Genomic DNA, 25,626 nt, shown 5'->3' with positions numbered 1-25,626 from the left:
CATCTGCACGCTGCTCCCCCAGGGAGCGCATCTTGCAACCGGCGCTGAAACCAGCGTCGTGGATGCAGCGCTTACCGCTGCTGTGTCCGTGCCATTCTCTTGCCAGCGCGGCGCCTGTGGGTCCTGCGCCGCCATCGTGGTCTCGGGTGACTATGCACCGACGGCCCATGCAGCGGCGAACGCCTGTGACCCCGGTCCGGGGCGGGTGCTGATGTGCCAGGTACGTGCGCTTGGTGCGCTGGTACTGGAGGTTCCAGACTGGACGCCGCAGACCTTGCCACAGCCGTACCGCATGCAGGTGCTGCTGCGGGAGTCGCTGTCCAGCGACGTGGTGCGCGTCGTGCTCGATCCCGGCGGCGCATTGGCTACGCAGCCAGGCCAGCACCTGCGTGTAGGTCTGGAGGGCGATGACCATCGCTGCTTCTCGATCGCCAACCGCCGCAGCCACGAACGCGATCCCATCGAGCTGCAGATTCGCCAAGTGGCCAACGGCCGCTTTTCTGATGGGGCACTGCGCACGCTGAAAGCCGGTGACAGCCTGCAGGTGATGGCGGCCTTTGGCGCGGCCGACACCATTGAGGCAGGGGTACCGCTGGTGCTGCTTGCGACGGGAACCGGCTATGCGGGCGTGCGTGCGCTGATCGAGACGGCGCTGGCAGATCCCAGCGTTCCTTCCGTGACCCTGTACTGGGGCGGTCGCCATGCGGCAGACCACTATGCCAGCCGAGAGCTGGATGCCTGGGCGGCAGCCGACGCCCGTCTGCGATGGACTGCCGTCGCTCCCGAGGCGACAAAAGGACATGCCGGCAGCGATGCCGCGCTACAGCGCCATGTCCAAGACTATGCCTTGGACGGAGGCCACGACTGGCGCCGGACCCGCGTTCATGCCTGCGGCAACCCGCATATGCTGCGCGACGCACGCCAGGCACTGCTCGATGCCGGCCTGCCAGCCACCCATTGGAAGGCCGACGCTTTTGTACCCAGCGGCCGCGACGATGCGCCGAACGACTGGGAACGCACCAGTCCACGCTTCGAGCGCTCCGGCATTTTGGCGGCGCGTGAGCGCTCGATCGCGGCGGTTCAGTACATCAGCGAACGGCTGACCCCGGGCATGAGTTCGGCAGAGGCGCGGGCGCAGGCCGACACCTGGTTGCGCGAGTTGGGTGCCGAACGGAACTGGCACCCGACCATCATCCGTTTTGGGGACGATACGACCTGCACCTCGCGGGACTTGGGCGATCCCGAACGGCGGCTGAAAGAAAATGACATTGTCTTTATCGATATCGGCCCGGTATGGGACGGCTACGAGGGTGACTATGGCGACACCTTTGTCTTCGGCGACGACCTCGTCCACCAGCGCTGTGCACGCGCTGCCCGGGCGGTCTTCGATGAAACGCGGGAGGCCTGGTTGGGCGGCGCCGATGGCATCGCCCTCTATGCCTTCGCCGAAACGGCCGCCCTGCGCCATGGCTGCACCTTGGTGCACGAAATGGCCGGCCACCGCATCGCTGACTTTCCGCATGCGCTCTATGGCCGCCACAAACTGGCGCAAGCCGGATTCGCACCGGGAGACGGTCTATGGGTACTGGAGATCCAGCTGCGTGACCATGAGCGTCCGGTTGGGGCTTTCTTTGAGGACGTTTTGCTGCGAGGGTAGCGAATAGCAGGCTATGGCCGATGCTCCCTCTTCACCTCCATCACCCAAAAAATCACGCAGATGGGCTGCCCAAAAGGCAGTAGATTTTTTGGACGTGATGTGGGTTGGCCACTGTCGCCTACGGTTCTGTGCCATCGCAGCAGATCTTGTCATTCAGCTCGCTATTTACCAACTCCAACATCGCTAAGCGCTGCTGGTGTTCATAGAGGCCATATCCAGCAATGCCATTCCCGATATTTCTATCAAAATCCCAAACCCCTTAGATAAATCGGCAGAAATTCATCTCAACGATTTAGAAATTACGTCGAATTGTAAATATCCCAAAAATACTGAATCCAGCTTTCGATCTGCTGCGTACACCGCAAGTAGCAAGAGCTGACGTCATCAGTCTCCACGGACCAGGCTTCTGTGCTGAGCTGCTTCTTGCTGCACCGTGTGCTGTCTAACGACGGCGCATTCCTGTGTAGGTAGGCGCGTTAAGCGCAACTCGAAAGGAAATCACATGTCTGACGAATCAGTGTTGATAGGTGTATTGCAACAGCGGGCCAAGAAATTGGAAGACCGGCGTCAATTCTTCAGAAAAACGGGAGGCGTGGCAGCAGGTATGGCAGGCGGTGCGATTTTGACGGCTTGCGGGGGCGGCGGCAGTGATGCCAATGCCCAGAACAATGGCCCGACCGATGTCGAGATTCTGAACTTTGCGCTGAACCTGGAATATCTGGAATCGCAGTTCTACCACTATGCGGTGTTTGGCACGGGGCTGCCCGCCAATATGCAGTCGGGCACGGGCACGCAGGGCGGCATCGTCGGCGGGCGGGCGGTGGCTTTCAAGGATCCGCTGGTAGCGCAGTATGCCAAGGAGATTGCCCAGGACGAGCTGGCCCACGTGGAATTTTTGCGCAAGGCGCTGGGCTCGGCAGCCGTGGCGCAGCCGCAGATCGACATCGGCGGCACCGACCCGAACGGCGCCTTCTCGGTCGCAGCGCGCGCTGCCGGTCTGGTGGGTGCGGGCGTGGCCTTCGATCCCTATGCCAGCGACGAGAACTTTCTGCTGGGCGCCTTTATCTTTGAGGACGTGGGTGTGACGGCCTACAAGGGCGCATCGCCGCTGATCACCAACAAGACCTATCTGGAAGCGGCAGCAGGCATTCTGTCCGCCGAGGCTTACCACGCAGGTCTGGTGCGCACGGTGCTCTACGCCAAGGGCCTCGCCACCCCCGCACTGCGCTCGGCGGCCGGTGCGATCTCGGATGCGCGCGACAGCCTGGATGGCTCCTCCGATGTGGACCAGGGCATTGTGGGGGATGACAGCACTTCCAACATCGTGCCGTTGGATGCCGACGGCATTGCCTACAGCCGCTCGCCAGGCGATGTGCTGAACATCGTCTACCTGACCAAGGACTCCGCCACCAAGGGCGGCTTCTTCCCGGCCGGCGTGAATGGTGCCTTGGTGATGAGCTCCGCCTACGCTTAAGGCGTAGCAGCATCCTGCCCCGCTCTGGGGCAGGATTTTTACAAGGCGTGCCGAGACAGCTGTTTTTCTGCGAAGGAGTTGCGATGACGTCCTTTTTGCCCCCATCCCCGCAAGCATGCGACCGCAGCAAGACGCGGCGGCTGAAGCCCGCCGCTTTGGCGCGTCGTTGTGTAGGGAGCTTGATTATCTTGGCAGGTCTGGCCATCATTAGCAGTGATCTGCTGGCACGGTTGAACCATGGGGAAATAGACGCAGTGGCCACTGCAACCACCCCCACCCTTGCGCAGCAGCCAGCACCGACCGCCAGATAAGAGCATTTCATGCCCCCACCTGCCTTCACCACGCACAGCCAGATCAACGGCGAAGGGGGCATGCCCAAGCCAGCGTGCTCCGATATGGAGTGTCCAGACCAGCAGAAGCCAGGCGTCCCCAGCCTGCCGCAGGTTCACCGCAGCATTGCGGTACCGCAAGGCAGTAGCCGTTCGGCCAATGCAAGGCGCATGCTGGCATTTGCCGGGCCAGGCTATCTCGTGGCAGTGGGCTATATGGACCCCGGCAACTGGGCCACCTCGATTGCGGGCGGCTCGCAGTTCGGCTATTCCTTGCTGACGGTGATCTTTGTATCCAACCTGATGGCCATGCTGTTCCAGGCTGCCGCTGTGCGCTTGGGCCTGGCCAGCGGCCGCGACCTGGCCCAGGCCTGCCGCGAACAGTTTCCGCCGCGCATCAACCTGATGCTCTGGTTCTTTTGCGAGATTGCCATCGTGGCCTGCAACCTGGCCGAGGTGCTGGGCATGGCCATCGGTCTGAACCTGCTGTTTGGCCTGCCCCTGATCGTAGGCGTCTGCATCACCGTGGTCGATGTGATGCTGATTCTTGCGCTGCAAAGCCGGGGGTTTCGCGCGCTGGAGGCGGTCGTCATCGGGCTCGTGGCCTTGATCGGCATTTGCTTCGGCGCCCAGCTGATGTGGCTGCATCCCCCGCTGGCCACCATGCTGTCCGGCTTCATTCCGCGCTCCGAGATCGTGACCAACCCGGAGATACTCTACCTGGCCGTCGGCATCGTGGGCGCCACCGTGATGCCGCACAACCTGTATCTGCATTCGGCCATCGTGCAGACGCGCGAACACAGCACGACCCCGGAGGGCACACGCCAGGCGATCCGATTCGCCACGATCGACTCGACCGTCGCATTGGGCTTGGCGCTGTTTGTCAACGCCGCCATCCTGGTCGTGGCAGCTGGTGCTTTTAATCGCCCGGGCACACCACCCGTTACCGAGCTGTCAGATGCCTACCATCTGCTGTCGCCTGTCCTGGGCGTTGGCATTGCCAGCGCCGTGTTTGGCACCGCCCTGCTCGCCTCGGGCCTCAGCTCTTCAGTGACGGGCACCTTGGCGGGCCAGATCGTCATGGAAGGCTTTTTGCAGATTCGCCTGTCGCCAGCGATGCGGGCGCTGCTGACCCGGCTTATCGCCATCGTGCCCGCCGTCATCGCCACGGCCTGGTATGGCAGCGAAGGCGCCAGCGCCCTGCTGGTGTTCAGCCAGGTGGTTCTCAGCATGCAGCTGCCCTTTGCCATCGTGCCGCTGCTGATGTTCACCACCCGCCGCAATGCCTTGGGCGCGCTGACTTTTGGCAGACCGATGGCCATCCTGTTGTGGACCTGCGCTATCGTTGTGGTTTCGCTCAACCTGTGGATGCTGCAACGGCTGTTATGGGCATAAGGCCGGAGTGGCTGGCAAAGGCCGTCTGCCATATGTTCTGCCTTGGTCAGATTCCGCATCACGACGTCCGGGGGGCATCATCTGGCGCAAGACTGGTCAAACACTGGTGTGAGATAGCGTGCTGATTGGCCAGCTTCGTCCTGTGCTTAGCTTTGTCGCTCACAAGCAGACGGAGGTCCTAAAAAGGATTGCAACCGCGCCACGTCAAGTGATTTGCGCAGCGGGCTGCCAATCAGCCTAGAACTTACCCCGCAAGGCCACCGACACATTGCGCGGCTCGCCATAGTAGTTGCCACCGAAGGAGCTACCCACCGTGCGGTAGTAGACCTTGTCAAACAGGTTGCTGACATTGAGCGAGACCGTCCAGTTCGGATCGATGCGGTACTGCACAAAGCCATTCCACAGCGCATAGCCGCCCTGCGTGTACTTGTAGGGAACGCTTGCGCCATCAAACTTGCCCGATTCGGGGTTGTAGGAATTGGCGCTGCCGCTCACGTACTGGGTGCTTTGGATGGTGGTGCCACCGCCCAGGGTCCATCCCGAGGCCTCGCCCGGCAGTTGCCAGGTGCCCCAGAGCTTGAGCAGGTGGCGCGGTGTGATGGTGCTGAAAACGGCGTTTTCGGTCTTGTCGCGGTTGTTGTTGTAGGTGTAGCCGGCAACCAGGTTGACACCGCGCGCCACCTCGCCGCTCACTTCCATATCCAGACCCTGGCTGATGACCTTGCCTGAGGCCAGGTAGCAGCAGCTACCGGCATACAGTTCGCTGGACCAGGGGTAACGCGGGTCTTGCACGGCCTGGCGGTCCTGCGTGGTGCGGTACAGCGCAAAGGAGGTGTTGAGCTTGCCATTGAGCAGCTCGCCCTTGACGCCCGCCTCCAGGTTGGTGCCGCGCATGGGTGGCAGGCCGGTACCTGGGGCGGGGCCGGCTTTGGATCCGTATTGTGGGTTGAAGATCTGCGCATAGCTGGCGTAGGCGGTCCAGTCGGCGTTGAGGTCATAGACCAGGCCACCAAAGGGCGTGACCTTGGTGGGCTCGGCGTAGCGTGTGGCATCGGCCAGTTGCAGGTCGGTGGTACGGTCGCCGTTGGCGTCGTACGTCTCCCAATACGCCTGGTTGAAGCGGTATTTGTTGGCGCGCGCGCCGACGATCAGCTTGGTGCCTTTGGCCAGCTCCATGCGCAAGGTGCCATACACGCCATATTGCTTTTGCGCCCAGGGGTTGTAGTCGCGCTCCACGGCGCCAAACACCGGCTCAGGGAACGGCAGCGAATTGGGGTTGAAGATATCCCCGGGCACATTGTTGCCGCTGACCGGGTAGGCACCGCGCCAGCGGCTGGTGATGTCCTGCATATCGGCACCCAGCAGCAGCTCATGCGTGTGGCCCAGCAGATCGAAGGCGCCGCTCAGGTTCACATCCAGCAGGTTTTGCTGGTTGCTGTAGATATTGCGCGCCGCCACCCAGCGGGCGCCCTGGCCCGTGATCGGATCGATGGCGCCTTGCATCGAGCCAAACTTGGATTCGCCGGACTGCTTGGTTTGCGCCGCATTGGCACGCAGGGTCCAGCGGTCGGCGACCCGCCAGGTCAGCTTGGCAAAGATTTCCTTGGACAAGCCATTGAGGCGGCTCCAGTCGGAGCTCATGCTGGTATTGCGTGGCAGGCGCAGGTCCAGGCCATTGCTGTAGCGTGGCAGGTCGGTGGCATTGCCGCGCTCCTTCAATTGCTGGTCGCGGGCGCCAATGGCGACGACGGCATCGGGACCGACATCGGCCTCCAGCACGCCGTAGAACAGCGGCCGGTCGCTGCTGCGGCGGTCGATAAAGTAGTGGCGCTTTTCTTGCATCATCACCGCGCGGCCGCGCAGCTTGCCATCAAACGCCAGCGGGCCGGAAGCATCCACCTCGGTGCGGTAGTTGTCCCAACGCCCCGCCGATGCGCTGACGTTGAACTGCGGCGTGGCGGTGGGCATCTTGCGCACCAGGTTGACGGCGCCACCGGGGTTGCCGGTGCCGTTGAGCAGGCCCGCCGGGCCGCGCAAAAACTCCACCCGGTCGTACTGCGCCATGTCAAAGGCCACATTGGCCACAAAGCCCTTGTCGATCGGCGCGCCTCCATCGAGCTGAAAGCTGTTGATGGCAAAACCGCGCGAGTACAGGTTGGTGAGGCGGAAGCCCTGGTCCTGCACCGTGACACCCACCGTTTGCTCGGCCACCTTGCCCAGGTCATTGAGCTCCTGGTCTTCCATGCGCTGGCGCGTGACCACCGACACCGTCTGCGGCATCTCGCGCATGGCCTGCGCCGTTTTGCCCACGGTGATGGCATCGCTGGTGTAGGAGCCCGTGCCTTCGGTCTCTCCCAGGCGTTTGGCAGAAACGCGCACTTCGCGCAGCGTGTAGTCGGCGCCCGGGGGCTGGTCCGCGTCCTCTGCGGTGGCCTCAGTTGCTGGCTTGGGCGTCGCGCGCACGGCAAAACCGCCGCCCTCGACCTGCACAGCCACCAGGCCACTGTCCTGCAGCGCTTTGGCCAGTGCCTGCTCTACCGAGAACTGCCCGCGCACACCAGCGCTTTGCGCACTGCTGGGCACCACGGCGCCATAGGTCACCAGCACGCCCGCTTCGCGGCCGATGCGGTTGAGCACCTCGCCCAAGCTGCCGGGGGGCACGTCGTAGCTGCGCTGGGCTGCAGTCTGCGCCTGCTGCGCAATGGCCGGGCGCGGCAGCAGCGCTGCAGTGCCCATGCCCAGCACCAGGATGGCGAGCGCCACGGGACGCAGCGCAGGAAAAGAGGGAGACAAAGAAGCCGCCGCAGCGGGCAGCGGGTGGGAAGAAAGGCGCATGAACGGACCTCTAGGGCAAGGATTGATAACGGCGGAACCATCTGCGCGTGACCCAGAAAAATCACACGCTCTATCTGCTTGACAAGCAAGCCCGCTCAACTAGCTCAATCCAGCCGAAAAAATTTTCCCATCGCCCATTTCTCTTAGGAAGACGCAGACGGCGCGGCCCGCACGGTGATCCAGAACCGCGAGAAAGTGTGCACCTCGATGGGCAGCGACAAGCTCAGGGACGCCAGCACCCGGTCCGTGTCCGCCAGCGGATAGACGCCGGACACCAGCAAATGCGCCACCTCAGCATCGCAGCCCAGGCGCCCTCGCCGGTAGCGGGATAGCTCGGCCAAAAACGCATCCAGCCGCATGTTGGAGACCACCAGCATGCCTTCCGTCCAGGCCGTGGCATCGGCAGACAGCGGCCCGCTGCGCTCGGACTCGGTACGCGTCATCCGCCCCTGGCTGCCGGCCTGCAAGACCAGCAGGTCGCCCTGCCCGTCCAGCGGCCTCAATTCCACCGCGCCTTGCAGCACAGCAATCTCCAGCGCATCGCCGCGCTCACGCACCGTAAAGCGCGTACCCAAGGCCCGGAGACTGCCCACCTCCGTCTTGACGACGAAGGGGCGCTCCATCGCGTCATGCGCCGTCTGCACCAGGATCTCGCCGCGCAGCAACTGCAGCATGCGCAGCTGATCGCTGTAGCGGATGTTGATGGCCGTGCCGCTGTTGAGCACCACGCTGCCGCCATCGGGCAAGGTCGTGGTCCGCTGTTCGCCCAGGCCTGCAACCACATCGGCCGACCAGGTGCTCCAGGCGCCGCTTCGGAACAGCGCTGTCGCACTGATGCCTGAGACCAGCGCCACCGTCAGCAGTTGGACGCTGCGCCGTCGCCGTGCCGATGCAGGCGCTCCCAGCGCCGCCTTCGCCAGTGGCAGCGAAAGGCCTGCCATCTCGCCGCTCATCGATTCAATGCGCTGCCAGGCCGCCTCGTGGATCGGGTCTGCAGCGCGCCATTGCAACAGGTCCTGCTGCAGGCGCTGCGCCGCTTCGGGCTCGGGGGCATCGGCACGCAGCGCGACCCACCACTGCACGGCCTGGCGAGCGGTATCTGGGGGGATCTTGCTGGGCTGCGGTTCTGCAGCAGGCGTGGGCCAGGCCATGGATCAGGCCTTCACTCTGGAAAGAAGCAGCACATCGCGGCCTTGGCCAGATGGCGCTTGACGGTCGAGACCGAGATACCCAGCTCCTCCGCGATCTGCGAATGGTTCAGGCCTTCGAGCTGCGCCAGCAAAAACGCCTGCTTCACCAAGGCAGGCAGATCGCCCAGGCGGCGGTCAATCTCCACCAGGGTCTCCAGCAGCAGCAAGCGCGCTTCAGGAGATGGCGCGACCGCCTCGGGCATGGCGGCCAGCGCATCCAGGTAGGCCTGCTCAATCGCGCGCCGGCGCACCTGGTTGATCAGCAAATTGCGCGCAATCGTCGTCAGATAGGCGCGCGGCTCCTGCAGATCAAGTGACTGCCTGGCCGTCAGCACTTTCAAGAAAGTGCTTTGCGCCAGGTCGGCCGCATCAAAGGCATTGCCCACCTTCTTGCGCAACCAGCCCTGCAGCCAGCGGTTGTGCTCGGTGTAAAGCGTTGCAACGGCTGACAGATGGAGTGCGTTCTCAGGAGTGGACATGGCAGGAGGCGATCCGCGCAGCAACACGGCGACAAACATGAAAATAAGAATTATTCGCGTTGAATTGTATCGTAATGCTGCTATTGCTGAGGTCGGCCTTGCCAGCGGTCTGCTAGCTGCGCGGCCTTGCCACCACCTGCCTTTTTAAAGTCTGCGCCGGCCCGGGGCCAATACGCGCCAGGTTCAGCGACCTGGCCGAGCGCGCTGGTTGCGGTTGCCCTCTATTCCTCTATACACCGCATCCCGCAACTCCGTCACAAACCGCCCCGACATCCCCTCATACAAGGTATTCGTCAGCGCCACCACCGTCAGCCCCCGGGGCCGGTCCACCCACCAGGCATGGCCATAAGCGCCGCCCCAGCGCCAGGTGCCTGGCGACTCCGGTGACTGCGCCAACGCCGGATCGCGCAGCACCGAAAAGCCTAAACCAAAGCCCAGTCCTGGGCCGGCGGCCAGTTCCTGCCCCTGGGTTTGGTCGCGTGCCATCTCGGCGATCAGCTGCTCGGGCAGCCAGCCATCTTGGCCGCTGCGCAGCGCTTCCAGCAGGCGCAGCAGATCATCGGCCGTGCCGACCATGCCTGCGCCACCAGAAGGAAAGGCGCTCGGATCCAAGGCGCGGGACGGGCTGTAGATGATGCCCACCGTGCCGTCGAACGGGGCCACCATCTCGCCCTCCTGCAGGCGATGGGGCACCGGGCCGCCATTGACATAGGGCGTTGCTAGGCGCGCTGCATCCCGGCAGACAAAGCCAGCGTCGGCCATGCCCAAGGGCTGAGTCACCAGGGCTTCTACCGCCTGTGGCAAGCGGGTGTTGCATACCGCTTCGACCAGCGCGCCGAGCACATCCACCGCCAAGGAGTAGCCCCAGCCGGTGCCTGGCTCGTACAGCAACGGCACCTTGGCAATGCGGCGCAGGTTCTCCTGCAGATCGATACCGCTGGCATCCATGCCGTCGGATACCCCCGCTTGGGCATAGGGCCCCTGCCCGTCCGCCTCAAAAAAGCGGTAGCCCAGGCCGGCAGTGTGGCTCAGCAACTGGCGCAGGCTGATGCGCGCCTCGCGCCCATCGGGCAAACGGGGGCGGAAGCTCGGTAGCCAGGTGGTGACCGGCTCGTCCAAGGCCAGGCGCCCATCGGCGACCAGCCGCATCACCGCAGCGCTGACGACCGGCTTGCTGACGGAGGCCCAGCGAAACACCGTGTTCTCGGCCATTGCAGTGCGGGCCTCGCGGTCCGCCCAGCCCGCAGCCATGCGGCACAGTGGCTGGCCGTGCTGGTAGACAAGCACCACCGCCCCCACCAGGCGCTGCTCGGCCAGGGCCGCATTCAACACCTGGGCGACATGCGCCAACGGCGCTGCCCTGCCATAAGCGCCCTGCTGCACCTCACTATGGTGCATGTCTGAAACTGAAAAATCCATTGCATCGCTACCTTGGTTGGAACACAGGCATCAGCTTAGGCAGCCGGCGATACAAGAAAAACTAGGATAGAGTTCCACACTTTCAGGACTGCAATGTCCGCAATCAACAGCAACAAGCCAGGCCCAGCAACGCAGGTGACAACGCATGGATAGCCTCAACGCATTTACGGTGTTTGTGCAGGTCGCAGAGACCCGCAGCTTTACGGCGGCGGGCCGGCTGCTGGGCATTTCTTCATCAGCCGTGGGCAAAAGCGTGGCGCGGCTGGAAGAGAAGCTGGGCGTGCGCCTTTTCCACCGCAGCACCCGCAGCATCACGCCGACCGCTGAAGGCCTGCTGCTGCTGGAACGCAGCCGGCGCATCCTGGCGGAGATCGAGGCGGCGCAGACCGAGCTGTCGCAGGCCTCATCGGTACCCCGGGGGCGCCTGCGGGTGAGCCTGCCCTTGGTGAGCACCTTGGTGCTGCCGGTGCTGGCCGACTTCATGCGCGACTATCCCGATATCCAGCTGGACCTGGATTTTTCTGACCGCCTGGTGGACGTGGTGGAAGAAGGCTTTGATGCCGTGGTGCGCACCGGCGAACCTGCCGATTCGCGCCTGGTGGCGCGCAAGCTTGGCCATTTCAAGATGCTGCTGGTGGCATCGCCCGCTTACCTGGCCGCGCACGGCACCCCCCAGAAGGTGCAAGACCTGCCCTCCCACCGCTGCATGCATTTCCGCTGGCCCTACAGCGGCAAGCTGGAGGCCTGGCCGCTGCCGCCAGCGGATGACGGCGAGCCCGTCAACCTGCCGGTGTCCATGGTCTGCAACAACATCGAAACCCGCGCCTGCTTTGCCCTGCAGGGACGCGGCATTGCCTGCCTGCCGGACTTTGCCATTGGCGATGCGCTGGCCGATGGCAGGCTGGTGCAGGTCATGCCGGGGCTGGCGGAGCGCACCGGGGTGTTCCACATTCTGTGGCCTGCGGGCCGGCATGCGGCGCCCAAGGTCAGAGCGCTGGTGGACTATCTTTGCGCGCGGATGTTTGTGGTGGCTTGAGGGGGTTTAGGGTCTCGCCCACTAGCTGTGGCTTTTGCTGCGTATAAAAATATATTCAGAAGATTTATAAGTATTCTCAACAACAACACATGCAATTGAAATCTTGCATCCAAACGAAAAACATCCATATAATTAAAAGCTCAATTTCTCGTCGATATCTAATAAATAAATCATAAAAATGTGGATAGTATTTGGAATTACCGCCGGGTTGATTTTAGGCCTCTATGATTTCTGGACCAAGAAGTCGATGGATGGCAACGATGTTATCTCGATTGTCTTTTTCTCATCATTCTTTGGCATGGCAGCGTGGGGTTTGGTGTTGACCCTGGGTGCGGGCAACACCCTCTCGCCGGTTGATCTCTTAAACCTGGGGTATGAACACCAACTGCTTATAGCTGTAAAAAGCATGGCCATGACCCTGTCGTGGATCTTGGCCTATTACGCCGTCAAAGCACTCCCCATGTCATTTTCCGGTGCGGTAAGAGCATCCGGACCGCTGTGGACGATGGCTGGTGGCGTTCTGATATTTGGCGAATATTTAACTGTAACGCAGTTTTTTCTTATATTTGCATCCATAGCTGCCTACTATGCCCTGTCTCAAATAGGAAAAAAAGAAGGTATTGATGCGCTCAAGAGCAAGCCCGTCATGATGATGCTGGCGGCTACCATTTTTTCAGCGGCTACCACCGTCTATGACAAATACTTGGTTCAGAGTATCGGCCTCACCGCGGCAAGCATCCAAATCAACTCTGCCATTCAACGATTTCTAATAGCGCTTGTGATTTTCTACTTTTACAAGAAGCATTTGAAAATTAAAACAAATACTACTTGGAGCCTTTACATACCTTTGGTTGGCATATCATGGGTGGTTGCCGAGTATGTTTATTTTTTGGCCATTGTACAAGCTGACTCCAATGTCACCTACTTATCAGTATTCAGACGTATGAGCTTGGTCTTAGGGTTTATACTTTCCGCCATCTTTATTGGGGAAAAATATCTAAAGCAAAAAACCATCATCATCTTGGTTCTAGTTCTTTCCACAGTCGCCCTCATCTTGGAGCGGCATTAAAGCTTGGCTTAAAGATGCTCAATGCGCCCAAGGAGCGATACAAGTTCATGGCACTTACTCGGCCATCGGCTCGCTATCCCATCGGCTACGGACGGGGAAATATCCATGCTCTTCAACATTGACCTGAAAGCGATCCTAATCGCTTTTGCCCTGAGCTATGGCGCCATCGCACTCGTACTGCAAAAGATCACGTTTGCGCTGCTAACCGCCTTATTACCCCATACCCCCTTCTACGGATTTTCGCCGGTTTTTCTGGTCGTGTTGTTCCTGCTGCTTCCGCCCGTACTCGCCGGCTGTGTTGTGGCCAAGCTGGCGCGCAATCGGCCTCAGCTCCATGTTCTGCTGAGCGCTTTGCTGGGTGCAGCGCTTTATGCGATCTTCAGCAAGTCAAACGCGCTCATCTGGTCACTGATTCCTTTGGTCTTGACTTGGCTCGGTTTCGCCGTCTTCGTGTGGCTAAACAATCGGCGCTAGGCCCAAATGATCAGGCTGTTTTGCCAGATGCCCGGCGCTCCGCATACCAGATAGCCGCCCCCATCACCAGCACCCCCACCATCTGCAGCGCCCCCAGCCGGTGCCCAAAGTACTGCCAGTCCACCAGGATGGCGATCGCAGGGTAGACAAACTGCAGCACCGCGATGCGCCCTGTGGGCAGCCTGGCCATGCCGGTGTAGATCAGCGCATAAGCAGTAGCGGTATGCACCAAGCCCAAGGCCGCCAACCAACCCCAGGCGGCGCCCCAGGCCGGCCAGCCTTGTGTGGCAGGTGCCATCCACAGCACGGCGCTGCCGACCGCGCATTGCCACCAGGCCAGCACGCCGGCAGGCATGGCGCGCAGGCGCCTTGCAATGACGGTGACGGCGGCTGTCAAAAATGCGCCCAGCAAACACATGCCCACGCCCAGCCAGTACTGCGTTTGCGTGCCCTGCGGCGACGCGGCTTGCTCCAGGATGCCTGTGGCCAGCACCAAGCCCAGCATGGCCACTACCACGGCAATTACCCTTTTGCGGCCTGGCTGCTCGCCCAGGCACAGGGCGCCCAGCACCAGCACCCACATGGGCTGCATATGGAACAGCACCACGGCCACCCCGGCAGAGATGCGCTCCATGGCGGCAAAGAACAGCACCCAGCCCAGGACCATCAAGACGCTGGCCAGCAACACCCAAACCGCTGTGCTGCGTTCCAACCGAAGAAAGCGCAGTTGCCTGCGCCACAGCAGCCAGGCCGTCAGCCCCAGCAGCCCAAAGGCGCAGCGGAACCAGGTCGCCGTCAAGGCCCCGGCCTGGGCCATGTGCACAAAAATGCCAATGCTGCCCAGCAGCGCACTGCCCAGCACAAAGGGCAGCACACCCCCAAAGGCGTCGCCAGGGGTACGGGATGCAGCTTGTGCGGATTGGTCAATGCTTGCAGCGGCCATCTGCGCTGGGTCTGGGTATCGGCTCATGGCTGCCAGTGTGCAGCGCAGGCCATCCATCGAAAAGCGCATAATTCTTGCATCAGCTATTCGAATTTCGAAACCTATGCCTGCAACCTCGCAAGACCTTCAGATGGATTGGCTCAAGTGCTTTGTCGCGGTGGTCGATACCGGATCGCTGTCCGGCGCGGCGGGCGAGGTGCACCGCTCCCAGTCCGCCGTGAGCATGCAGCTCAAAAAGCTGGAAGCGGCCGTCGGCCACCGCCTGCTGGAGCGCGACAGCCGCAGCCAGCAGATCACGCCGGAGGGCCAACGCCTGCTCAGCTATGCGCGGCGCATTTTGGATCTGCACAGCGAAGCGCAGTTTGCGCTGCAGGGCGAGGAGCTCAAAGGCAGTGTGCGCCTGGGTGTTCCCGACGACTATGCCGCGAAGTACCTCACCCCCGTGCTCAGGCGCTTTGCGTCCCGCCATAGCGGCGTGGAGATCATCCTCAGCTGCGAGCAATCGACCGCGCTGATTCCCCGCGTGGCGGCAGGCGAGCTAGATCTGGCGCTTATCTCGCGCGACCACGCCAGGCGCGGCAGCCTGCTGTTCCATGAACCCATGGTCTGGGTGGGGTCAGAGCATTTCGAGCTGTGGCGGCGCGATCCGCTGCCGATTGCGGTGTACGAAGAGGCCAGCCTGGCCCGGCGCGGCGCCCTGCACGCGCTGGCCCAGCAAGGGCGCCAGCACCGCGTGGTCTACAACAGCTCCAGCTTGGCAGGGCAGATTGCTGCCGTTGAAAGCGGCTTGGCCGTTGCCGCCTTGACCCAATGCAGCGCCCCGCCCCATCTGCAGGTGCTGGGCAGCAAGCATGGCCTGGGCCCTTTGGCACCGATGGAGGTCGCCGTGTACCGGAGCAAGGAATCGCGGCGCTCCAAGGCGGTCGACAGCTTGTACAACTTGCTGGTGAATACCTTGCGTTTGGGACAAGGGGCGGTCGCGGGCTAGCGCGCAGCGGATGAAGGCCGCCACCCCACAGCAGAGAATAAAGGATTCATATAGAATTCTTGAACTATTCAGCCACGCCCAATGCCAAGCGCTCCACGTCCCGCCATCAGCGATCTCCACCAAGCCGTAGAGCGTGCGCTTGCGGGTGGGCCGCGCTCTGGCCAGCAGCTGTTGGAGTCGCTGGGCATCAGCCAGCCAACGCTGTCCCGAACTATTCGCGAACTATCCGCCACGGTCACGATGTTTCGCGAACCGGGCCAGCGCGCGCCGCAATATGCGCTCTTGCGCAAGCTGCCGCTGGGGCTCAACCCGCGCCAGCGGGTGTACCGCTTTCTCTCCAGCGGCCATATCGTTCCCTATGCGGATTTGGAGTTTCTCGTGGGTGGCAGCACCTTGGAGCGCCAGGATGCGGGCGCCATCCGCCTCTACGATGGCCTGCCGCCCTATATGTTGTTTGCGGCGCCCTCGGGATTTTTAGGGCGCCAACAGGCCCAGACGGCGGCGCGCAACCAGCCCTTCCCTGCCAGCCTCAAGGATTGGAGCGATGACCACCGCATTGCCTTTTTGTTCACCCAAGGGCTGAACCTGCCGGGCAACCTGATCTTTGGCGACCTGCCTTTGCAGCGCGAGATGGACCTGCTGCAGCAGCCCCGGCCGCCCTCCCAAGACAAGCTGGACGTGTATGTGCAGCTTGCACAGCAGCTGAAGAATGAATCCTATGGATCGAGCGCCGGTGGCGAGCAGCCCAAGTTTCTCTGGGTGGCTGAGGATTCGGGTTCGGTGATCGTCAAGTTTGCGCGCCTGGGCAGCCGCATGGCCGAGCTGCTGCCGCTGGAGCACCTGGCGCTGGCATCGCTTGCCAACATAGGCCTGCCTGCGGCCAAGACCCAACTACTGGCCCGGGGCGAGTTTGTGTTTCTGGAGGTTCAGCGCTTTGACCGTGTCGGCCAGCAAGGGCGGCTGGGCATGCTCTCGGCCGGTGCCGTCGATGACGAGTTCTTTGGCGCCCGCGATACCTGGCCGGAGTTTGCGGCGCGTTGCGTGCATGCGGATTATTTCAGCCAGCAGCATGCCGAGCATGTCGGCGTGATGGCCGCCTTCAGCGAGCTGATTGGCAACACCGACCGGCATTTTGAGAACATATCGCTGCTGATTGGCGATGATGGCGAGTACCTGGGCATCGCCCCCGCCTATGACATTCTGCCGATGCGCTATGCCTCGATCGGCGGCGGGCTGGATCCGGAGTTGCTCCCCATCGAGCCCAAGGTCAGCACCATTGGCGCCGTGCCCCGGGTCTGGAGCCTGGCTGCAGCGGCGGCCGATGCGTTTTGGGAAGCAGCGAGCCAAGCCGAGTTCGCCGCGCCCATCTCCGCCGCCATGCGCGAGCTGGCGGTACGCAACCGCGCGGTAGCGCGGGCGTTTGCTGCGCCACTGTGCCAGGCGACAGCAGCGGCTCGCCGCTGACTACCGCCAAAGCCCCGGGCAAGCCCTATCAAGCCAGACAGGCCTTTAAATCCTGGGCAAAGCGCAGCGCGACTTCATCCTCCAGATCGGACACAGTGATACGCAGGGCCTGGGAGGCATCCTGGATCTCAAAGGCATTGCCGATGCGCACCAGCCAGCCACGCTTGGCCAGTTCATAGGCAATGTCCTTGGCATCGTCGGGGAGCGGAATCCAGAGGTTGAAGCCGCCAGCGGGGGCCGGCGTATCGATACCCACGGCCCGCAAGGCCGTGCGCAGAAAGGACCGGCGGCGCGCATAGTCGTCCCGCGCATCGCCCAGCAACTGGCGCACCGCTGGCGAGCGCAGTGCGGCCACCACAATGGCCTGCAGCAAATGGCTGACCCAGGTCATGCCCGGTGCCAGGCGGGTCCGCATACGGTCGCCCGTCTCCGGGTCACAGGCGACCACGGCCACGCGCAGATCTGGCCCCAGGCCTTTGGACACCGAGCGCACCAGCGCCCAGCGCTGGGTGGAGGCGGGGATGACCGAGTAATACGGCGTCTCCGCCAGCAGCGCAAAGTGGTCATCGGCGATGACCATCACCCCCGGGTGCGCCGCCAGGATGGCCTTCAAGGCGTCCGCGCGGCGCTTGCTCAAGCTGCAACCGGTGGGATTGTGGGCGCGTGGCGTCAGCAGCACGGCGCGGGCGCCGCTGGCAATGGCGGCCTCCAGTGCCTCGGGCAGCACGCCGGATTCATCAACGGCCATGCCAACGGTCTTCATGCCGGCCAGGCGCAGTGCGCTGATGCTGCCCAAAAAGCAGGGGTCTTCCACCGCCACCTTGTCGCCCGGCACCAGCTGCGCCGCTGCCAGGCGCTCAATCGCATCAACGGCGCCATGGGTCAGCTCGATGCTGTGCTGGGCGGGGCAGTCAGCCTTGACCCATTCTTCGGCCAGCTCCATCAGGCTGGGCAGAATCGTCTGCTCGCCATAGAGAAAGGCGCCTGGTGGATTGCTTGCCAACAGCTCGACCGGATTGGGCAGCCAGCGCGCGCTGGGATTGCCGCTGGCGAGATTGACCAAGGGCGTTTCCAGGCTGGTGCCCTCCTGCTCGCCCGTAGTGGGCGGGTAGGCAATGCTGGTGCCCAGCCGGCCTTGGGCCACCGCAAACCCGGCCTGCACCAGCCGCTGGTAGGCGGCAGCCACGGTGTTGCGATTCACGTCCAGCGCCTCGGCCAGGTCACGCACCGGCGGCAGGCTGTCGCCAGGCGCCAAGTCCCCATCCCGCACCAGGCTGCGGATGCAGTCGGAGATCTCGAATATTGTTTTTCCAGTGATTTTCATATTGTCCTACGACAAAAATACGTCAGCTGTAGACAATATTAACTGGCACAGCGCAGGCCTCTGGTCAAAAATCACCCTCCGTCAAGCGATGCAGTCCACGTAGTAGCGCGCCACGCCCTGCTCGTCGCTGATCTCCACCAGGCCATGGATGTCCGTGCCAAAGCCGGGGCAGATGCGGTTGAGCTCTCTGGAGAACTTCAGGTAATCCACGATGGCCTTGTTGAAGACCTCGCCAGGAATCAGCAACGGTATGCCCGGCGGGTAAGGTGTGATGAGGCCGGTGGTGATACGGCCTTCCAGGTCATCGATACCGACGCGCTCGGTCTTGCGATGGGCGATATGCGCATAGGCCTCGCTGGGTTTCATCGCCGGCACGGCATCGCGCAGGTACATCTCGGTCGTCAGGCGGGCAATGTCATGCTTGGCATAGAGCGCGTGGACATGCTGGCACAGGCTGCGCAGCCCCATTTTTTCGTAACGGGGGTATTTGCGGCAAAAGTCAGGCAGGATGCGCCACAGCGGCACATCGCGCTGGTAGTCGTCCTTGAACTGCTGGAGCGCGGTGACCAGCGAGTTCCAACGTCCCTTGGTGATGCCAATCGTGAACATGATGAAGAAGCTGTAGAGGCCCGTCTTCTCGATGATGACGCCGTGCTCCGCCAGGAACTTGCTGACGATAGGCGCGGGGATGCCTTCAGCGGCAAACTCGCCATCCATGCCCAGGCCGGGGGTCACAATGGTCGCCTTGATCGGGTCCAGCATGTTGAAGCCATCCGCCATTGACCCAAAGCCATGCCAGGCGCCCTGCTCCGCCTGGCCGGAGATGACCCAGTCGGCAGCACTGCCGATGCCATCTTGCTCGAACCGCTCCGGTCCCCAGACCGAGAACCACCAGTCATCCGCATGGAACTGGTGGCCCACTTGGCGCATCGCATGCCGAAAATCCAGCGCTTCGACCAGGCTTTCCTCCACCAAGGTGCGGCCGCCAGGCGGCTCCATCATCGCGGTTGCTACATCGCAGCTGGCAATGATCGCGTACTGCGGCGAGGTGGACGTGTGCATCAAATAGGCCTCGTTGAACAGATGCCTGTCCAAGGCCCGGTTCGCCGAATCCTGCACGAGGATGTGGCTGGCCTGGCTCAGGCCTGCGAGCAGCTTGTGGGTGGACTGCGTTGAGAACACGATGGACTCGCGCGGCCTCGGCCGGCTGCGCCCCATCGCGTGGAAGCTGCCGTAGAACGGATGAAAAGCGGCATGCGGTATCCAGGCTTCGTCAAAGTGGATCGCATCGACAAAGCCATCCAGTTCTGCCTTGATGACCTCGGTGTCGTACATGATGCCGTCGTAGGTGGACTGGGTCAGCACCAGCACCTTGGGCTGGGGCAGCTCCGCACGGTCTTGCAGCAGAGGATGCTGGCGCATCTTTTCCTCAATACGCTTGCGGCTGAATTCCTCGCGCGGAATCGGCCCGATGATGCCCAGGTGGTTGCGGGTGGGCCGCAGAAACACCGGCACAGCCCCCGTCAGCACAATGCTGTGCAGAATCGACTTGTGGCAGTTGCGGTCGACCAGGACCACATCACCAGGCGCGACCAGGTGCTGCCAGACAATCTTGTTGCTGGTGCTGGTGCCATTGGTGACAAAGAAGCAGTGGTCCGCATTGAAGATGCGCGCCGCATTGCGCTCGCTGGCACCAATCGCGCCGTTGTGGTCCAGCAGCTGCCCCAGCTCTTCTACCGCGTTGCAGACGTCGGCCCTGAGCAGGTTCTCGCCAAAGAACTGGTGGAACACCTGCCCCACCGGGCTCTTGAGAAAGGCCACCCCGCCCGAATGACCCGGGCAGTGCCAGGAGTAGGAGCCCTCTTCCGCATACGCCAGCAGCGCGTTGAGGAAGGGCGGGCGGATGCCTTGCAGATAGCTCTTGGCCTCGCGTATCAGGTGGCGCGCCAGAAACTCGGGCGTGTCTTCAAACATGTGCAACACCCCATGCAGCTCGCGCAGGATGTCGTTGGGCATGTGGCGCGCTGTCTTGGTCTCGCCATAGATGTAGATCGGCACCTCGGCATTGCGGCGCCTGACCTCGGCGATAAAGCTGCGGATGCGCTCCAGCGCAGGAGACTCGGCATCCGCGACAAACTCCTCATCGTCGATCGAGAGGATGAAGGCACTGGCACGGCTTTGCTGCTGCGCAAACTGGCTCAGGTCGTGGTAGCTGGTGCTGCCCAGCACATCAAAGCCTTCCGCCTTGATGGCATCGGCCAGTGCGCGGATGCCGAGGCCCGAGGTGTTTTCCGAGCGAAAATCTTCGTCAATGATGACGATGGGGAAGTGGAACTGCATGCTTGTCTGCTGCTGGAAGGGTGAACTGGAGCGGCGCGCCATCCCCTAGGACAGCGCACCATGAAAAACGAACCGAAACCTGCATCAAGCAGCGGACATACGATGGCGTAAATGGTGTGCGGGGGCACCTCCGAAAATCTGCGCAGCCCATCAGCCATTAACGAGAGAAGTCCATCATTGGTAATGGTCGATGGGCGAATGGTCTTCCAAGCGCAGCACCTGGCCATCAATCACCAGAGACGGCAATCGCTCAATGCCCAAAGCCTTGGCTTCCCCATAGCGGTCCTTTTGTTGCGACAGGTCGACCGCTTCATAGCGGTGCAGATCCGTGGCAAAGGCTGCTGCCATGGTCCATTCGATGTCCTGGCAGATGCTGCATCCATCGTGGTAGAGGGTGACTTCAATCATCAAATTCTCCGTAAAGCGGCCACCAGACAGCCTGGTTGGACAACGCAGTGAATAACCGCCAAAAACCATGGAGGCGCGGGCTGGAATCGAACCAACCTAAGCAGATTTGCAATCTGCGACATAACCACTCTGACACCGCGCCATGGATGTTTGGGCCACTTTCAGTCTAGGCACTGGCCCAGGTTTGAAAGTACCCAAGCGTTCAGAAGAATGTCCTTAGCGTGCAGCGCATGCTTTATTAGAGTCAGCGACTTCGCGCTCCAAAGCATCGGTCTTCAGCAGGCGCGCCACGCGACGCACAATCTCTGCAATCTCGTCCTCGCTGCAAATCAACGGCGGCAGCAGCCGGATCGTTCTCTCGCGGGTGACGGTGATGAGCAGCCGCTCCTTCTGCAAGGCACGCGCCACCAGATGGGTGCAAGGGGCATCCATCTCTATGCCCACCATCAGCCCGTGTCCCCGCACATCGACCACCTGGGGCTGCTGCGCCAGCGCCTGCTGCAAGCCCTGCAGCAACAGCCTGCCCAAGTGCGCAGCCCGGGCGGGAATGCCCTGCGCCAGCATCACATCCACCACGGTGCAGGCCACGCGACAGGCCAAGGGATTGCCGCCAAAGGTGGAGCCATGGTTGCCCGGCGCGAAGAGCTCTGCCGCCTGGCCCCGTGCCAGACAAGCGCCGATGGGAACACCGTTACCCAAGCCCTTGGCCAGGGTGATCACATCGGGCTGAATACCGGCATGCTGGTAGCCAAACCATTCGCCGGTGCGCCCCATGCCGGTCTGCACCTCATCCACCATCAGCAGCCAGTGGTTCTCGGTCGCCAGCGCGCGCAGCGCCTGGAAGTACTCCGTCGATGCCCGGCGCACGCCGCCCTCCCCTTGCACCGGCTCGACCAGCACCGCCACCAGGTTGGGATGGTCTTTGGCAGCGGCTTGCGCGGCGGCAATGTCGTTGTAGGGCACACGGACAAAGCCCGGAAACAAAGGCTCAAAACCACGGTGCACGGCAGGGTTGCCAGTGGCGGCCAAGGTCGCAAACGTGCGGCCGTGGAAGCTGTTCTCCATCACCAGGACCTGCGGCTGCGCAATGCCGCGATGCTGCGCATGCAGGCGCGACAGCTTCAGCGCCGTCTCATTCGCTTCCGCACCGGAGTTGCAGAAAAAGGCGTTCTCCATGCCGGATTGGCGGCAAAGCTTGTCGGCCAGCTTTTGCTGCCAGGCGATGCCAAACATATTGGAGGTATGGAGCAACTCGCCCGCTTGCGCACAGATCGCCTCCGTAATAGCGGGATGGGAATGGCCCAGATTGGTGACGGCGACGCCGGCGATGGCATCCAGGTACTCCACCCCATCGCTGTCCCAAAGGGTGGCGCCCGCACCTTTCTGGAACGAAACGGGCGCGCGGGCGTAGGTGGGCATCAGGTGTTGGCTTGGCGAGGAAGGCATGGCGCGTTCTCCAGGTTCAATGAGGAATATCGGTGCTGACAAAGTGGTGCTCGATGCTCAGCACGCGCATGCCTTGCGGGCTGCTTTCTACAATGCGGCGCTCGGTTTGCGCCACTTGGTAGGTCAGTTCAAAGCCCTGTGCGGGCGACAGCTGTTGCGCCACTTCGCCGACCGCTTCTTGGGCCCATGGGGTGTCGGAGTCAAAGTGGCCAAGTAGCCGGCCATTACGCCGGATGGTGAGTCGATGCATGGGCAAGAGCGTTCTCCAGGATGGTGGGCGTGGGGCCAAGCAGCAGCTCGGCACTGTTCGATTGCTGCGTGTGCTGTAGCACGGCATACACACGGCGGCAGGCGGCTTCAGCCGCTGGTTGCAAGGGCATGCCGCGCAGCAGGTTCGCCGTCAATGCGGCGCTGAAAAGATCGCCCGTGCCTTTGGCGTTGATCGCTATCGCCGGGTGGCAGATGGCATGCGCAGCGCTGGCCGTGACCACGGCCAACTGCATCTGCCCTTGCAAGGCTTGCGGCGCGGCACTGGTGACCACGCACCATTGCATACGGCCCTTGAGAAGCGTCCGCGCAGCTTCCACAACCTCGTCCATGGTCGGAGCGCTGCGGCCGGTCAACACCTCCAGCTCAAAGCTATTGGGCGTAGCGCCCGTCGCCAGCGGTAGCAGCTGCCTGCGGTAGGCGTCAATCAGCCCGGCATCGACATAGATGCCATGGTCATGGTCGCCCAGCACCGGGTCGACCACGACGGTGAGGTCGGGCGACGCAGCCAGGCGCTTGCGCAGCCAGGTACCCAGCACCTCCGCCTGCGATGGGCTGCCGAGATAGCCCACCAGAACGGCGCGGAGATGCGCCAGCGCACCGCGCTGCTCCAGATCATCCAGGTAGCCGGCAAACCAGTCGGTAGGGATGGCCCCGCCATGGCAGGAGGCGTAATGCGGCGTATTGCTGAACATCACCGTCGGCACCGATGCGACGCGCAGTTGTCCAGCCCCCAGCTCCGGCACCGCCACGTTGTTACCTACGCAGCCGTAGACGACTTGGGATTGGACGGACAGCACATCCAACACCAGCGGCGCTGCCTTCATGGGCGCGCTCCTGCCGCTGCGGCTGACTGCCAGCTCGGCATAGGAACGGCTGCGGCCTGGCCGGCGACAGGGCTGCCTGGAGGATCAGCGGGAACGATGGGAATGCACACGGTCATCTTTCAAAATATTGTCTGGATCATATATTATTTTGTCCTAGGACAAAACATCGAATCGAAATTATCCGACTTCTGAACGTGGAGACAAGGCTTTGCGTGGATGGCGTGTGAGACCGCTGCCGAGGTCGGCTGTGGGTGCTCAGCAGCGGTATGTGGGCTGCGCGCAAGCTGTGCGCGGAGCATCAGGGTAGCCGGGGTCAGCGCTTAGAAATGGTTGGCATCGCGTGGACGCCAGCGTGGTCTACCGGCGGCTCATCAGAGCGTACAGATGGCCGCAGCGGAAGGCGGCTTGGCCCATGCGGCGCTGGGCAGATGCAACGCCCCAGTTCCAAGCCTGGGGCACAGAGTGCCCATCCTCACGGAGTGTTGAACTGGCGCTCTTAATAGATCAACGACTTACAGTGAGGTGAGTGCGCAAGTTTTGATCTCGCTAATCATTTAGTGTTGAATTACAGGTCCACTGATCACTGAGTTTTGAACTTTGCGATCGCACGACGACCGCACATGCGTAGATCCTGTGCACCTGGCCAGCTGGCCGAGCACGTCGCGATGGCAACTTCCGACCCATTACAGTCGGTCGCTTCGCGAAGCTGAACGACAGCTACGCAGCGGTTGCTGCCGCTGATTGCAGCTGGGCGAACTGCCGCTCACCGAGTCCTAGCACTCATTCAGTACGCAAATTCAGGATCTTCTCTAATGCCTGTTTCCAGGTCCGCAGCAGCCCCTCGCAAGTAGACTGTCACCGGGGATTCTGTAAGTCCACAACCTCATCTCTGGACTAGGTGCTTTCGACCCGAATCTATCGCTTGAACCTGCGGGTTCCGACCCTGCAACGTTCAAACTGCAGGCCAGCAAGTGAAAGGGCTGCCTGCATGCAGCCCTTTTATGGAACCGTTAGTGACGCGACTGGATAAGTGGGAGACGCATTAGGTCTTCCCCCACGACAACCTGCCCCTTAAAGGTTTCACGCGCCTGTTCCCAATGGTCACGTGGCGCATCACCCGGAACCAGGTGCGAAAGTACCAGGCTATGTACGCCAGCGCGCGTGGCGATCTCGCCCACTTCACGTGGTGTGGCATGTGCTTCCAGTAGTTGCTTGCCGAGCGCCTGCTGACGGGCATCCCAGGGCTTGGGGCCGACAATGTGGCTCACCCAGGCTGGGTCGATGGCTTCGTGTACAAGAACATCGGCACCGCGTGCTAGCTTCACTAGATTGTCGCTGGCCGCTGTATCGCCAGAGAACACAACCGATCCGTGTGCCGTATCGAAGCGGTAGGCAAAGTTGGGAAATACTAGGCCATGCGGAACCAGAATGGCACTGACCTTAACGCGTGCGTCTTCCCATACCTTGAATGGCTCCATGGATGGTGCCGGATTGGTGTTTGGGTCTACCTCCAGTTCAGCAGGCAGGACAATGTCATGTGCTTTGAAGAACTGACGCACATCCGGGACGCCCTCGCTACGCACCCGGATGTTCAGATCTGACGCCATGCCGCCGAGCATGGCATCGACCAGGTCGGCCGTTCCAGCGTTCGGGTTCTCGGGGTGCACAACTACATCGCCATTCATACCATCTGCCAGCGGCGGTAGCACGCCACGACGACCAGGTCCGAAGATCTCCAACTGTGCCTTGGCGCGGCGGCGTGCACTTGGGTCATACATGAGAATGCTGGCTAGGTCGATCACATGGTCGGTGTGCAGATGGGTGAAAAACACGGCCGCCTCATCGCCAGGCTTGATGCCCGCACGGCGCATCTGACGATATGCACCAGAACCCAAGTCGACAATGTATGCTTTGCCATCCACCATCAATGCGGAAGAAATGCCATGAGGCGATTCTTTGCCGTACCAGGTCGGCCCGCCGGCCACACCAAGTAGTACCAAACTTGCTGATGACTTTGTGGATGACACAGGCAATTTTTCAGCAGCTTGTGCTTGCGCGAAAAGGCAGACAGCCATCAGCGTCAATGCACTCGCGGCAGCGTGCCAATGCTTGTGCAGACGCACCAGGATCAAAGATGTTGTAGTGTTCATGATGACGTGTTTTCCATATTTACCAGATTGATATGGGTAGCTGGTTGTTCGCTGGACATGCAACGGGAAATGAGTGCGAGCAATCCAGAGTGGTTTTGCTGAATCGTTCCGC

The 25,626-nt window shown here is 62.0% G+C and carries 20 protein-coding genes and 1 tRNA gene; 8 read left to right on the top strand and 13 right to left on the bottom strand.

The window, feature by feature from the left end:
• The first annotated feature begins 1 nt into the window (after window position 1).
• The 3 genes from EDF71_RS13430 (at window position 2) to EDF71_RS13415 (ending at window position 4,855) form a co-directional block, all read left to right on the top strand.
• On the top strand, window positions 2–1,657 hold the full coding sequence (locus EDF71_RS13430) for an NAD(P)H dependent flavin oxidoreductase family protein (RefSeq protein WP_347876669.1): 1,656 nt from the start codon (window positions 2–4) through the stop codon (window positions 1,655–1,657).
• Between the two features lie 502 nt (window positions 1,658–2,159).
• A complete protein-coding gene (locus EDF71_RS13425; RefSeq protein ID WP_133857088.1) occupies window positions 2,160–3,131 on the top strand; it encodes a ferritin-like domain-containing protein in 972 nt (323 codons plus the stop codon).
• 320 nt (window positions 3,132–3,451) lie between these two features.
• Window positions 3,452–4,855: an Nramp family divalent metal transporter gene (locus EDF71_RS13415; RefSeq protein WP_243854299.1), complete on the top strand. Its 1,404-nt coding sequence runs from the start codon at window positions 3,452–3,454 to the stop codon at window positions 4,853–4,855.
• Between the two features lie 237 nt (window positions 4,856–5,092).
• On the opposite strand, the gene EDF71_RS13410 is transcribed toward EDF71_RS13415, so the two are convergent.
• The 4 genes from EDF71_RS13410 to EDF71_RS13395 all read right to left on the bottom strand — a co-directional run bounded on the left by EDF71_RS13410 (window position 5,093) and on the right by EDF71_RS13395 (window position 10,757).
• Window positions 5,093–7,690 carry a TonB-dependent receptor gene (locus EDF71_RS13410; protein WP_133857086.1) on the bottom strand — a complete coding sequence of 866 codons (2,598 nt, stop codon included), beginning with the start codon at window positions 7,688–7,690 and terminating at the stop codon, window positions 5,093–5,095.
• A gap of 143 nt (window positions 7,691–7,833) precedes the next feature.
• A complete protein-coding gene (locus EDF71_RS13405) occupies window positions 7,834–8,841 on the bottom strand; it encodes a FecR domain-containing protein (protein ID WP_133857085.1) in 1,008 nt (335 codons plus the stop codon).
• Window positions 8,842–8,852: 11 nt separating this feature from the next.
• Window positions 8,853–9,359: a sigma-70 family RNA polymerase sigma factor gene (locus tag EDF71_RS13400; protein WP_208301044.1), complete on the bottom strand. Its 507-nt coding sequence runs from the start codon at window positions 9,357–9,359 to the stop codon at window positions 8,853–8,855.
• 183 nt (window positions 9,360–9,542) lie between these two features.
• The gene (locus tag EDF71_RS13395) at window positions 9,543–10,757 is read right to left on the bottom strand and encodes a serine hydrolase domain-containing protein (RefSeq protein ID WP_133857084.1); all 1,215 of its coding nucleotides are present in this window, start codon (window positions 10,755–10,757) and stop codon (window positions 9,543–9,545) included.
• 166 nt (window positions 10,758–10,923) lie between these two features.
• Between EDF71_RS13395 and EDF71_RS13390 the strand changes: the two genes are divergently transcribed.
• The 3 genes from EDF71_RS13390 to EDF71_RS13380 all read left to right on the top strand — a co-directional run bounded on the left by EDF71_RS13390 (window position 10,924) and on the right by EDF71_RS13380 (window position 13,357).
• Window positions 10,924–11,814 (top strand): LysR family transcriptional regulator, encoded by an 891-nt coding sequence (locus EDF71_RS13390; protein ID WP_133857083.1) that lies wholly within the window; start codon window positions 10,924–10,926, stop codon window positions 11,812–11,814.
• 178 nt (window positions 11,815–11,992) lie between these two features.
• The gene (locus EDF71_RS13385) at window positions 11,993–12,883 is read left to right on the top strand and encodes an EamA family transporter (RefSeq protein WP_133857082.1); all 891 of its coding nucleotides are present in this window, start codon (window positions 11,993–11,995) and stop codon (window positions 12,881–12,883) included.
• A 105-nt stretch (window positions 12,884–12,988) separates the two neighbouring features.
• A complete protein-coding gene (locus EDF71_RS13380; RefSeq protein WP_133857081.1) occupies window positions 12,989–13,357 on the top strand; it encodes a hypothetical protein in 369 nt (122 codons plus the stop codon).
• 10 nt (window positions 13,358–13,367) lie between these two features.
• On the opposite strand, the gene EDF71_RS13375 is transcribed toward EDF71_RS13380, so the two are convergent.
• Window positions 13,368–14,327 (bottom strand): DMT family transporter, encoded by a 960-nt coding sequence (locus EDF71_RS13375; protein ID WP_279586288.1) that lies wholly within the window; start codon window positions 14,325–14,327, stop codon window positions 13,368–13,370.
• 76 nt (window positions 14,328–14,403) lie between these two features.
• Here EDF71_RS13375 and EDF71_RS13370 point away from each other — a divergent pair, with 76 nt between their 5' ends.
• Window positions 14,404–15,288, top strand: coding sequence for a LysR substrate-binding domain-containing protein (locus tag EDF71_RS13370; protein WP_133857080.1), 885 nt, complete (start codon window positions 14,404–14,406; stop codon window positions 15,286–15,288).
• An 81-nt stretch (window positions 15,289–15,369) separates the two neighbouring features.
• Window positions 15,370–16,752 (top strand): HipA domain-containing protein, encoded by a 1,383-nt coding sequence (locus tag EDF71_RS13365; RefSeq protein WP_133857079.1) that lies wholly within the window; start codon window positions 15,370–15,372, stop codon window positions 16,750–16,752.
• Between the two features lie 28 nt (window positions 16,753–16,780).
• On the opposite strand, the gene ptsJ is transcribed toward EDF71_RS13365, so the two are convergent.
• The 8 genes from ptsJ to EDF71_RS13325 all read right to left on the bottom strand — a co-directional run bounded on the left by ptsJ (window position 16,781) and on the right by EDF71_RS13325 (window position 25,514).
• Window positions 16,781–18,076: a transcriptional regulator PtsJ gene (gene ptsJ, locus EDF71_RS13360; RefSeq protein WP_133857078.1), complete on the bottom strand. Its 1,296-nt coding sequence runs from the start codon at window positions 18,074–18,076 to the stop codon at window positions 16,781–16,783.
• An 81-nt stretch (window positions 18,077–18,157) separates the two neighbouring features.
• Window positions 18,158–20,416: an arginine/lysine/ornithine decarboxylase gene (locus tag EDF71_RS13355; protein ID WP_133857077.1), complete on the bottom strand. Its 2,259-nt coding sequence runs from the start codon at window positions 20,414–20,416 to the stop codon at window positions 18,158–18,160.
• A 174-nt stretch (window positions 20,417–20,590) separates the two neighbouring features.
• Window positions 20,591–20,824: a hypothetical protein gene (locus EDF71_RS13350; protein WP_133857076.1), complete on the bottom strand. Its 234-nt coding sequence runs from the start codon at window positions 20,822–20,824 to the stop codon at window positions 20,591–20,593.
• 68 nt (window positions 20,825–20,892) lie between these two features.
• A tRNA-Cys gene (locus EDF71_RS13345) sits at window positions 20,893–20,966 on the bottom strand.
• A 74-nt stretch (window positions 20,967–21,040) separates the two neighbouring features.
• Window positions 21,041–22,270 (bottom strand): aspartate aminotransferase family protein, encoded by a 1,230-nt coding sequence (locus tag EDF71_RS13340; RefSeq protein ID WP_133857075.1) that lies wholly within the window; start codon window positions 22,268–22,270, stop codon window positions 21,041–21,043.
• Window positions 22,271–22,286: 16 nt separating this feature from the next.
• Window positions 22,287–22,520 carry a cytoplasmic protein gene (locus tag EDF71_RS13335; protein ID WP_243854298.1) on the bottom strand — a complete coding sequence of 78 codons (234 nt, stop codon included), beginning with the start codon at window positions 22,518–22,520 and terminating at the stop codon, window positions 22,287–22,289.
• Entirely contained in the window at window positions 22,495–23,364 is an 870-nt protein-coding gene (gene pdxK / locus EDF71_RS13330; RefSeq protein WP_133857073.1) for a pyridoxine/pyridoxal/pyridoxamine kinase, read from the bottom strand. The genes EDF71_RS13335 and pdxK overlap by 26 nt, the downstream gene beginning before the upstream one ends.
• Window positions 23,365–24,374: 1,010 nt before the next feature.
• Window positions 24,375–25,514 (bottom strand): MBL fold metallo-hydrolase, encoded by a 1,140-nt coding sequence (locus tag EDF71_RS13325; RefSeq protein ID WP_243854297.1) that lies wholly within the window; start codon window positions 25,512–25,514, stop codon window positions 24,375–24,377.
• Window positions 25,515–25,626: the final 112 nt, after the last annotated feature.

It is taken from the genome of Comamonas sp. JUb58, assembly GCF_004364775.1.
In the GTDB taxonomy this organism is placed as follows: Bacteria; Pseudomonadota; Gammaproteobacteria; order Burkholderiales; family Burkholderiaceae_C; genus Comamonas.
The sequence above is the reverse complement of the archived record's forward strand: the minus strand, read 5'-3'. Positions and strand labels throughout refer to the sequence as shown.